General features: G+C 56.2%; 7 protein-coding genes. All 7 read right to left on the minus strand.

Annotated features, from left to right (window positions below):
* Window positions 1-46: 46 nt before the first annotated feature.
* Entirely contained in the window at window positions 47-1,387 is a 1,341-nt protein-coding gene (resB, locus tag X474_RS02165; RefSeq protein ID WP_044346456.1) for a cytochrome c biogenesis protein ResB, read from the minus strand.
* A 357-nt stretch (window positions 1,388-1,744) separates the two neighbouring features.
* Window positions 1,745-2,734, minus strand: a complete 990-nt coding sequence (locus tag X474_RS02170) for a KpsF/GutQ family sugar-phosphate isomerase (protein ID WP_044346457.1) — start codon at window positions 2,732-2,734, stop codon at window positions 1,745-1,747.
* Window positions 2,735-4,159: an amidophosphoribosyltransferase gene (gene purF, locus X474_RS02175; protein WP_044346458.1), complete on the minus strand. Its 1,425-nt coding sequence runs from the start codon at window positions 4,157-4,159 to the stop codon at window positions 2,735-2,737.
* 159 nt (window positions 4,160-4,318) lie between these two features.
* Window positions 4,319-7,549: a carbamoyl-phosphate synthase large subunit gene (carB, locus tag X474_RS02180; RefSeq protein WP_044346460.1), complete on the minus strand. Its 3,231-nt coding sequence runs from the start codon at window positions 7,547-7,549 to the stop codon at window positions 4,319-4,321.
* A gap of 56 nt (window positions 7,550-7,605) precedes the next feature.
* The gene (carA, locus tag X474_RS02185) at window positions 7,606-8,778 is read right to left on the minus strand and encodes a glutamine-hydrolyzing carbamoyl-phosphate synthase small subunit (protein WP_044346461.1); all 1,173 of its coding nucleotides are present in this window, start codon (window positions 8,776-8,778) and stop codon (window positions 7,606-7,608) included.
* Between the two features lie 25 nt (window positions 8,779-8,803).
* Window positions 8,804-10,009, minus strand: a complete 1,206-nt coding sequence (locus X474_RS02190; RefSeq protein ID WP_052514758.1) for a hypothetical protein — start codon at window positions 10,007-10,009, stop codon at window positions 8,804-8,806.
* Window positions 10,006-11,304 (minus strand): 3-deoxy-D-manno-octulosonic acid transferase, encoded by a 1,299-nt coding sequence (locus X474_RS02195; RefSeq protein WP_156360576.1) that lies wholly within the window; start codon window positions 11,302-11,304, stop codon window positions 10,006-10,008. The genes X474_RS02190 and X474_RS02195 overlap by 4 nt, the downstream gene beginning before the upstream one ends.
* Window positions 11,305-11,437: the final 133 nt, after the last annotated feature.

The following is an 11,437-nucleotide window of genomic DNA, read 5'->3' on the forward strand; positions in this document are numbered from 1 at the left end:
CAGTTGGCGGCCGGTTTATCTCCGCTTTTTCGCGGATACAATTTGCCTACTTGAGGGCTTGGGCAAGTTTCTGGGCCAGCCTTTTCACTCCGATTTTATTTTTGTTGGCTGAGGCGCATATCTCCACCCGGCAGGAATCGTCCCCTTTGGGAATAACCCTGATCCACATTTTTTTGTGCGAGCTGTAGAAGGTGACAAAAAAACCCAAAACCATCAGAGTACAGCCCACCCATATGAACCAGACGCCGGGATCGTATTTTACCGAAAACCCGCTGTAAGGAGCGGTTTTGGCTTCGACAATATCGAATTCAACCGGTCCCTTCGAGGGCATGCCCTTGCCCTTGAAGGCGGGCAATACCACGGGTTTTTCATTGTTTCCGGGAAGATAGGCAATGCGGGCAAAGGGGCCCGAGTACATTTTGCCCATATGAATATGCTTTCTGAACTCCATCACCCCGGCCTTGCCCCCACCGGGCAGGTCGGTCCATCTTCTGTGCAGGAGGCTGACTTCTTGGGTCTTGCCGTCTCGGGTGAATTTGACCAGAAGCTTTTGGGGAGACTCTCCTATGGTGGAGAGGTAGAAAACAATACCCTCGAATTCAGCCGGATGGTTGACCCTGAGTACGGCGTTTGCCGCCTCTTGGTCTTTTTTTAAAAAGGTCACGTCCGAGCGATATTCACTCGGCATGTTCTTGTGTTTCTGATAATAAGTGGTCTGGGTTTTATCGAGCCGCACTGAAAAACCAAGCTTGTGGGGTTTGCCGTTATTCAGGGAGATGCTCGATACCGTCGCGCCCTGGCTTATGTTGACCCGGCCGGAAAAGCCCCAGATGCTTCCCACCACCGCACCGGCGAAGATAATCAGAATGCTGAAATGCACCCCATATACGCCAAACCTGGACCAGGCTCCTTTTTGGGCAAAAAGCAACCGGGCCTGGTCTTCGGGCCGGGTGTTTTGAAAAACCTTGCCCAGCTTGACCTTGAGCAGGGCGGCAGCCTTTTCCGCAGTCTCCTGCGCTCCCGCCTCTATGCTTAAAGTTTCATCTGCCTTACGCTTGCGGTTGATCTCTTCATTGGGATCTTTTTTTATTATTTTAAGTGTTTTGGGTAGACGGTCCAGGGAACAAACCACCAGGTTGGCTCCTAATGCGGCCATAAGGGTGAGAAACCAGCTGGTGTGGTACATGTCATCCAAGCCGAGCGCCAGGATGAATCCGCCGTGGGCTTGCCCAAAGTGGTTGATATAGACTGAGGCGTGCTCATTCTGGGGGATGACGGTTCCCAGAATCGACATGGCCGCCAGAATCAAAAGCAGAAAGAAGCTCAGTTTGACTGAGGCCAGAAAGTTCCAGAATTTTTGCATGGCAGATGAATTTTTGCCTTTCACCAAGATTCCTTATGACCCTTTAGACAGGTTGAAGGCAAAGGCCTGTCCCAATAGCTGAAGAAAAACCCTACCATGGAGCTTTCAATATGGCAAGGCAGGGGCCTGTATAAGTCAGGCATTTCAGCTTGCTGACAAAGTCTGCCTTTAATACGGCGTATGCCGCTTGGCAAGGACTCGGCTTTTTGCCAAGCGGCTTAACACACACCTTGAGAACGCCTTACGGGTTCACAGGCCGTTTTATACACCAATCCGAAAAACAAAGGTCTTTGGGCGCCCTAAGCAGGAGCCGCTTAAGCCGGCGCCCTTGGTTCGCAGACAGATTGCCTGGAGCCGGCCCGGGAACAGATCCCTGTTTTTTCAGTCCCTGTAGGTAAGGGAATTGAAGCTTACCTGACCACGTCCCAGAAGATCGTGCAGGTGGACAATGCCCAAGAGCTTGTCTTCGTGGTCCACAATCGGGAGCGCGCTGATCAGTTTCTCTTCCATAAGGTGCAGGGCGTCTGCTGCCATGGTTTCCGGATGCAGGCGGAAGGGGTCTGCGGTCATAACTTCGTAGACCATGGTGTTTTCCACAGTGCCGCCGGATAAGATCAGCCTGCGCAGGTCGCCGTCCGTAAAGATGCCCTTGAGATAGCCTTGATCCTGAATCAGCACAGTGCCGATATCACCTTTGTCCATGATTTTGATGGCTTGGGTCAGGTGATCATTGGGCCCGGCTGTGGGAGAGCTGGCCATGGGCTCCATCACCTGGCTCACCTTGAGGCTGAGCCGGTCGCCGAGATGGCCGCCGGGATGCCTGCGTCGGAAGTCCTCGGCATTAAAGCGCCGTTTTTCAATCAAAACAACGCTTAAGGCGTCTCCCATGGCCAATGTGGCGGTGGTGCTGGTGGTGGGGGCCAGGCCCAGGGGGCAGGCTTCCCGCTCCACATGGCAATCCAGAACCGCGTCCGCGACCCTGGCCAGGGTGGAGTGGGTGTTTCCGGTGAGCGCCACGATTTTTGCCCCGCCGTCTTTGAGAGCCGGAATGAGATCCAAAAGTTCGGCGGTCTCGCCGCTGTTGGAAAGGGCTAAAATTACGTCGTTTTTATCCACCATGCCCAAGTCGCCGTGCAGGGCTTCCACTGGATGCAGAAAAAGGCTGGTGGTGCCGGTGCTGTTTAAGGTGGCCATGATTTTTCTGGCCACAATACCGCTTTTGCCGATGCCTGTGGTTATTACCTTGCCCTGGGACTCAAGGATCATTTCCGTTGCCTTGATAAAGTCCGGGCCCAGGCGGTCGATAAGCCCTCTTACGCCGTCAGCCTCAATGGTGAGGACGTTGCGGGCGGTTGCCAATATATCGGTCAATTATTTCTCCAAACAGAATTTGCCTTGGTTTTCACCAACCGGCACAGGGTATTTACCGTCAAAACAGGCGGTGCAGAAGCCCCCGTGATCGGTTCGGCTGCTCTCCAGAAGTCCTTCCAGAGAGAGATAGTTCAGTGAATCAAGTCCCAGCAGGGTTGCGATTTCGTCTACACTGTGCTTGCTGGCTATGAGTTCACCCTTGGTGGAAAAGTCTATGCCATAGTGGCAGGGGAAGCGGTGGGGAGGACAGGAAACCACCATGTGAACCTCGGTGGCTCCTGCGTCGCGGATGTTTTTGACCCTGCCCACTGTGGTGGTGCCCCGGATAATGGAGTCCTCCACAATGATCACCTTTTTACCTTTGATCAACTCGCGCACCGGGTTAAGTTTCACCCTCACCCCAAAGCTGCGCATATCCTGGGTGGGCTGGATAAAGGTGCGCCCCACATAGTGGTTTCTTATCATGCCCATCTCAAAAGGCAGGTTGCTGGCCGCCGCGAAACCCAGGGCGGCGTAGTTGCCGCTGTCCGGAAAGGGCATCACCAGATCACCTTTCAGGTGGGGATATTCCTTGGCCAGCTGGGCCCCCTGACGCTTGCGCACTTCATAGACCGTCTGATCATAGACCACGGAGTCCGGCCTGGCGAAATACACAAACTCGAAAATACACTGCCGGGTGGGCTTTTGGGGGAAGGGTTTGACGCTTCTCAAGCCCTTTTTATTTATAAAGACCACCTCGCCCGGTTCAACCTGGCGCAGGTAGGTGGCGTCGATAAGGTCCAGGGCGCAGGTTTCGCTGGCCACCACATAGCCGCCGCCCTCCAAAACGCCTATGCACAAAGGGCGCAGGCCGTGGGGGTCTCTTGCCGCCACCAGGGTGTCTTCGGTCATGAACAAAAAGCCAAAGGCGCCTTGCAGCTGCTTTAAGGAGTCGACCAGGCCGTCTTCAAAGCCCATATGGATATTCCTGGTCAAAAGATGCATCACCACTTCCGAGTCCATGGTGGTCTGGAAGATGCTGCCTTCCCTTTCCAGGCGTCTTTTCAGCTCGGCTGCGTTGACCAGGTTGCCGTTATGGCCCAGACATACGGTATGCCCGGCAAAGTGGATAATAAAAGGCTGCACATTGGCCAGCACCGAGGAGCCGGTGGTGGAGTAGCGCACATGCCCACAGGCAACGTGGCCCTTGAGACGATTCAGATCCCTTTCCTGGAATACGTCCGGCACCAGGCCCATGCCTCTTTTTTCAGTGACGTTTTCTCCGTCGGATACAGCTATGCCGGCAGATTCCTGCCCGCGGTGCTGCAGGGCGTAAAGGCCGTAGTAGGTGAGTCTGGCCGCATCCTGGTGGCCGAAAACCCCAAAGATTCCACAGTATTCTTTGGGGCTGTCATATGAAGACTCTTCTTTAAGAAGATTGCACATAGTCTTTCCTGTAAAAAACGGTGGCTTTTATAAAATGAGAAAAAACTCGTTTTCGCCACCAAAATAATCACCAAAAGCTCAAGAGTCCAGTTATTACTGGATGCACGGCTTGGTTTTTCCGGGTGGAGCCCAAAAAACTATTCAGGTTTTTATTATCCATTATCCGTCACTTTGGTAATCCTGCAAGGCCGTTACACTCAGGTTGTCGCTTTTGATAAGCGCCTCCACCGCCTGCACCGTGGCCTCGGCCGCAGACATGTTGGTCACATAGGGGAGGCCTCTTTCCACCGCGGTGCGCCTGATATTATAGGCGTCTTTATGAGGGTCCTTGCCGCCGGGGGTGTTGATGACCAGATCCACCTGGCGGTTGATCATCAAGTCCACCACATGAGGCCTTTGGCCGTCGCTGACCTTGTAGACCGGCATGCAGGGGATGCCCTGGTTGAATAAAAGCTCCGCAGTGCCCTTGGTGGCCAAAATGGTAAAGCCCAGGCGGTGAAACTGGGTGGCCAAAGGCGCTAACTTTGGTTTATCCGCATCTTTTACACTTAAAAAGACATGTCCGCCGATGGGGAGCTTTTGGCCTGCTGCGATCTGGCTCTTGGCAAAGGCCATGCCCAGGTCTGAATCTATGCCCATGACCTCGCCGGTGGAGCGCATTTCCGGTCCCAGGACCGGGTCCACGCCGGTGAAGCGCACAAAGGGGAAGACCGCTTCTTTTACCGAAATGTGTTTGGGCCAGGGAGTCTCGGTTATTTTCTGTTCGGCAAGGCTCAAGCCGGTCATGACCTTGGTGGCCACCTTGGCCCAGGGCACGCCCGTGGCCTTGGAGACAAAGGGAACCGTGCGGCTGGCCCTGGGGTTTACCTCCAGGAGGTAGAGCAGCTCGTCCTTAATGGCGAATTGGATGTTCATAAGCCCCTTGACCCCCAGCTCAAAGGCCAGATCCCGGGTGGCTTTTTTGATCTCTTCCACCATGTCGGGCTTCAGGTTATGGGGAGGCAGCACACAGGCCGAGTCGCCGGAGTGAACCCCGGCTTCCTCGATGTGCTCCATGATTCCGGCCACCACGCAGTCTGTGCCGTCACTCACCGCGTCCACATCGATTTCCACTGCGTCTTCCAGGAATTTATCTATCAGGACCGGGTGGTCGCCGCTTACCTGAACCGCGGTGTGCATGTAGCGAACCAGGGATTTCTGGTCAAAGACTATCTCCATGGCCCGGCCGCCAAGTACATAAGAGGGGCGCACCACCACCGGATAACCTATGCGTTCGGCGATCGTTACTGCCTGATCTTCGCTGAAGGCGGTGCCGTTATCCGGCTGCCTTAAGCCCAACATCTTCAAAAGTTCGCTGAACCGGTCCCTGTCCTCGGCCCGGTCAATGGCATCCGGGGAGGTGCCCAGGATGGGGGCGCCTGTCTTTTCCAGGGGCACCGCCAGGTTCAAGGGTGTCTGGCCTCCGAACTGGACTATGATGCCGTCGGGCTTTTCGCTTTCTATGATGTTAAGCACGTCTTCAATGGTAAGGGGCTCGAAATAGAGCTTGTCGCTGGTGTCATAGTCCGTGGAGACGGTCTCCGGGTTTGAGTTGACCATGATTGACTCGATGCCCAGTTCGGCCAGGGCAAAGGAGGCGTGCACGCAGCAGTAGTCAAACTCGATCCCCTGGCCTATGCGGTTGGGGCCGCCGCCCAGGATCATCACCTTTTTCTTGCTGTTCGGGCGGCATTCGTCTTCCGACTCATAGGTGGAATAAAAATAAGGTGTATAGGCCTCGAATTCCGCCGCGCAGGTGTCGACCAGCTTGAAGGTGTGATTGATCTGAAGTTCTTTACGGCGCGAGCGCACGGCCGAAGCTTCGCAGCCCAGGGCCATGGCAAGCTGCTGATCCGAAAAACCCCATTCCTTGGCCTGGCGGAGCGTCTCTTCGGAAAGGCCTTCAAGCCCCAGTTCAGCTCCTGTCCGTTCCAGCTCGGATTGAAACTCCACCAGTTTTTCAATGTGATACAAGAACCAGGGGTCAATTCCCGTAAGCCTGTGGATCTCATCGGCCCCCATCCCTTGTTTCAAGGCCACGGCCACCCAGAAGATGCGCAGGCTGTTGGGGGTGGTGAGTTTTTGGTGCAGGTTGTTGAAATCTTGAGGGTCTTTGCCGTCGCCCAAAAGCCCGGCCCGGTCAATTTCCAGACCGCGCAGGGCCTTTTGCAGGGATTCCTTGAAGGTGCGGCCAATGGCCATGGTTTCGCCTACGGATTTCATGGCCGTGCCCAGGATGTCCTCTGCGCCGGGGAATTTTTCAAAGGCCCAGCGTGGGGCCTTTACCACGCAATAGTCGATAGTGGGCTCAAAGCTGGCCATGGTCTCACGGGTGATGTCATTGGCCAATTCATCCAAGGTGTAGCCAATGGCCAGCTTGGCGGCCAGTTTGGCAATGGGGAAGCCGGTGGCCTTGCTGGCCAGGGCGGAGGAGCGGCTGACCCTGGGGTTCATCTCAATCACCACCAGCTCGCCGTCTGCCGGGTTTACCGCAAACTGCACATTGCTGCCGCCTGTCTCAACCCCGATCTCGCGCATGATGGCGATGGCCGCGTCCCTCATCTTTTGGTATTCGCGGTCGGTCAGGGTCTGGGCCGGGGCCACGGTGATGCTGTCGCCGGTGTGAATGCCCATGGGGTCCAAGTTTTCAATGGAACAGACAATCACCACATTGTCGTTTTTGTCCCGCATCACCTCCAGCTCAAATTCCTTCCACCCCAAGATGGATTCCTCCACCATGACCTCTGTGGTTAGGGAGGCGTCAAGGCCCTGGGAGGCTATATTTTCCAAGTCTTCCATGTTATAGACCACACCGCCGCCGGTGCCGCCCAGAGTGAAGGCGGGACGCACCACCAGGGGGAAGCCCAGATCAGCGCCTGCCTGCCGCACATCTTCCAGGTTGCGGCAGATGGCGCTTTGGGGCACCCTGAGGCCGATATTTTCCATGGCCTTGCGGAAAAGTTCGCGGCTTTCCGCCTTTTGTATGACCGCGGGCGAGGCCCCGATCATCTCCACACCGAGTCTTTCCAAAAGTCCGGTTTCAGCCACCTGCAGAGCGGTGTTCAGGGCTGTCTGGCCCCCCAAGGTGGGCAAAAGCGCGTCGGGCCGCTCTTTTTTCAGGACTTCGGCCACAAATTCGGGAGTAATGGGTTCCACATAGGTGCGGTGGGCCATCTCAGGGTCGGTCATGATGGTGGCCGGGTTGGAGTTGATCAATACAACCTCAATCCCTTCCTCCTTAAGCGCCTTGACCGCCTGTACGCCGGAGTAGTCAAATTCGCAGGCCTGGGAAATGACAATGGGCCCGCTGCCGATGATCATGATTTTTTTGAGGTCTTCGCGTTTAGGCATAACTCAACACTTGCCTTCAGGGTTTTTGACAAAATTTTGTCCTGTTAGCGCCTTTTTCAGGCTGCATCCACCACAGGCGGCTTGCCGGTCCGCATCATTTTTCGGAAGCGGTCAAATAAATAGTCTGAATCATGGGGGCCCGGGCTGGCTTCGGGGTGATATTGCACGCAGAAGACCGGCAACTCTTTGTGACAGAGCCCTTCCAGGGTGTGGTCATTGAGATTAAGGTGGCTCACCATGACATCCGGGTCGGTAATGGTTTTAGCATCCACGCAAAACCCATGGTTCTGACTAGTGATTTCCACCTTGCCGGTGGCCAGGTCCTTGACCGGCTGGTTTGCCCCCCGGTGTCCGAATTTGAGTTTGAATGTGCTTCCCCCCAGGGCCTGGCCGATCATCTGATGCCCCAGGCAGATGCCGAAGATGGGGGTTTTGCCCATGAGCTGTTTTACGGTTTCCACCACATAGGTCACTGCTGCGGGATCACCGGGGCCGTTGCTGAGAAACACGCCATCGGGCTCAAGGGCGAGAATCTCTTCGGCCCTGGTCTTGGCCGGAACCACCACCAGGTGAAAGTCCCTGTGGGTCAGCCTTCTCAGGATGTTGAATTTGACCCCGCAGTCAATAACCACCACTTTGGGTTTGGTGCCCGCATCCTTGAAGGCAAATTCCCGGGTGAGTTTTTCTCCGGGAGCTAGAACCTCTCCTATACGGTTCTCCTCCCAGATATAGGGCCTGGCGCAGGAGACCTCCTGGACCAGGTCCACTCCCACCATTCCCGGCCCCTGACCCGCCTTTTTCACCAGGCTTTCCGGGTCCAGGTCTTCCGTGGAAAGCACCGCCTGCATGGCGCCTTTGGTGCGCAGGTGCTTGGTGAGCATGCGCGTGTCCAGGGCCTCCACCCCCATCACCCCGGCCTCTTCCAGGTATTGGGCCAGGCTGGCGGTGGCTCGGAAGTTGCTCGGTAGAGGGCAATATTCCTTGACCAGAAATGCGCTCACCTGAACGGCCACGCTCTCCACATCTTCCTGGTTAACCCCGTAGTTGCCGATAAGGGGGTAGGTCATGGTCACCATCTGACCTTTATAAGAAGGGTCTGTAAGCACCTCCTGATATCCGGTCATGCTGGTGTTGAAACATACTTCGGCCTTAACCTCCCCGGATCCGGCAAAGGTGCGGCAGGGAAACAGGGAACCGTCTTCCAAGGCAAGCAGTGCTTTTCTGGCCATGCTTGAGACTCCTTCAGCCAGTTTATCAGTCAATTTCAGGATTAATGGGCCTGATTTCATTCACAATATAGGAGCGGATAGCTTCGCCCAGTTCAGTGCCCTGTTTGTAGCTTCTGAAGCCAAGCTCTATCCCCAGGCCACGGGCCACCCGATCCGCCAAAAGGGGCCAGACTACGCCCAGGTCGCCCAGGACCGGCAAGGAGCCGGGCAGACGGGCAAATCCGCTCATCTCCATACGGAAGGGAACCCCCATGGAAACAGCCTTGGGTTTTCCCTTGTCAATGGCTTCTCCCACATCCTGGCTCTGCCGTTCTTTTTCCCAGACCTGTTTCAGGGCAGGGTCCAGGTCAATGCGGACCAGGGATTTTTCAGCCAGGGTGTAGGTTTGTATGCCCATCTCCCTGGACCAGTGCCCATGACCCGTGTAGAGCTCAAAGGGACCGTCATGGATTTCCTGGGTCAGGGCAACGCCACTTTCTATTATAAGCCCGGCCTGGGAAAGGGTGTGGGCAATTCTGGAGCAGCGGTTTGTAAGGCATATACTGTCGCCGATGGCAAGACCCACCTGACCGCTGCCGATGAGCTGGGGCACGGTCACCAGGCAGGGACGCCCCTTTCGGGCGCAGGCCCCCAACATGGTGCGCGGGTCCGCGGCCAGTCCGGCCACTTCTTCCAAGGGAACCCCCTTGGCCCTGGCCTTGACCTCCAGATGACGGGCCATTTTTTCAATAAAATAACCGGTGGGATAGGCTAGGTTGCCTGCCACCTTGGTAATTTCGTTGCCCGGGGTCTCGAGATAGCGCCGGTACAGCTCCATGTCCAGGGGCACGTATTTTTGCATCATGGCCAGATCTTGTTCCGGCGCCAGGGCGGCCTCGACCTTGCCGTCTGTGGGCAACACCTCGGCCGGGTAGCCCAATAAAACTCCATCCACCCTGCGCACCCTTTCCAGGGCTCCGGCCATTTCGTGGCCCACCACCGCGCTGGAGGTGAGGATGCCGTCCACCAGGTCCAGGCGGACCAGCTCAGCCAAAAGGGTGGTGACTCCTTCGTGCACATTGGGGCCGGATCCAGTGGCCACCACAACCTTTTCATTGTTTTTTTTACGTTTTATCCAGGTTTGGGCCGCGTGATCCACTGCCTGGAGGGTTTCTTCACTCAGTCTTACTTCAAGCTTTGAAAGATCTTCTGTGTTGACTTGTGGAGGGTTTTTAAAATCCCGGATTTTCATCTATATACACCTTGATTTAACAGTTCGCTTTGTATGATCTGGGCCGCCTTGGAAGCGGCGCCGGACCAGCGGGCCACCACCTGGGCCCCGGCCTGGCCGGGTCGGGAAATTTCGTTGTTCAGCCACTGGTTCCAGGTTTGGGCCAGTTGCTCCCGATTCTCCACCATTTGAGAAGCTCCCGCCTCTTCCAGGGCCCGGGCCGCATCAGTAAAATCGTCCATATCCGGCCCATAGCAGACCGGCACCCCCCAGACAGCCGCCTCCATGGGGTTTTGCCCGCCGAGCTTCACCAGGCTGGCCCCCACAAACGCAGCCTTGGCCAGGCCGTAGAGGGAGAATAAAAGCCCCATGGCATCAACCACCACCACCTTTGTCTCAGGGTTGCGCGGGGTTTCGGGGGAGAGCCCGGACCAGAGTTCCACTGAAAGGTCGGCCGCCCTGGCCGCAGCGCTCCATTTGGCTGAATTTTCCAGGTGCCTGGGGGCAATAGCCAAAACCGCCTGGGGATGTTTTGCCAAAACCGCTTTAAAAGCGCTTATAACCGGTGTTTCCTCTCCCGAACGCACCGAACCGGCCACCAGTAAAGGGGCTTTTTCCAAATTAAAGACCCGTTTCAGGTCATTCACTTTGTCGGTGTCTACTTTATCCAGAAGTCCTGCGTATTTGGCATTACCGTCCACGGTAACCGCCTCTGGGTCGGCCCCCAGGCTTATAATCCTTTCGGCGTCTTTTTCGGTGATCATGCTAAGGCGTTTGAAGTGCCCCAGGCTGTAGGTCATGAGTGGTCCGGCCTTTTGGTAGCCCGGTAGGCTGCGGGGGCTTAAGCGGCCGTTCAGCATGAGGGAAGTTGCGCCCCGGTTTTTAAGCCAGGTGAGCAGGTTGGGCCATATCTCGGTTTCAAGGGAAGCATAGACATGGGGCCTGATCTTGCGGCAGGCGGCTGCCACGGCCCAGGGCAGGTCCAGGGGAAAGGGCGCGATAACCGCCCGGTCGCCAAGCACTTTTGTCGCTTCTTCCAACCCCTTGGGTGTGCTGCTGGTTATGGTGAGGTTTAAGTTGGGGATCTTTTGCAGGAGTTCATCGGCTAAGGCCTTGGCCACGGCCACTTCCCCCACGCTCACCGCCTGCAACCAGACTCTGGGGCCGGGCTGGGCTGGGGGAAGCGCGCTGTAAAGCCCGATTCTGGGCCAGAATTCGTTGAAGCGTCCGCTTAAACGACTGGCCAGCCAGACTGGAGGCAAGAGGGCCGCACCGCTTAGAGCAGCCAGATTATATAGTAAAAATGATGGATTCATTTTGGATGCCAAGATGAGCCAGCCCCACAAGGCCCTGGCCTTAAGAGTATGTTCTCCCGGGCCCTGGGGAAACGGCCGGGCCGAGCATGGGAGTACTTTATCACCCGGGCCTTTACACAAATCGCCCCCACGG

The sequence above is a fragment of the Dethiosulfatarculus sandiegensis genome (assembly GCF_000931935.2).
In the GTDB taxonomy this organism is placed as follows: Bacteria; Desulfobacterota; Desulfarculia; order Desulfarculales; family Desulfarculaceae; genus Dethiosulfatarculus; species Dethiosulfatarculus sandiegensis.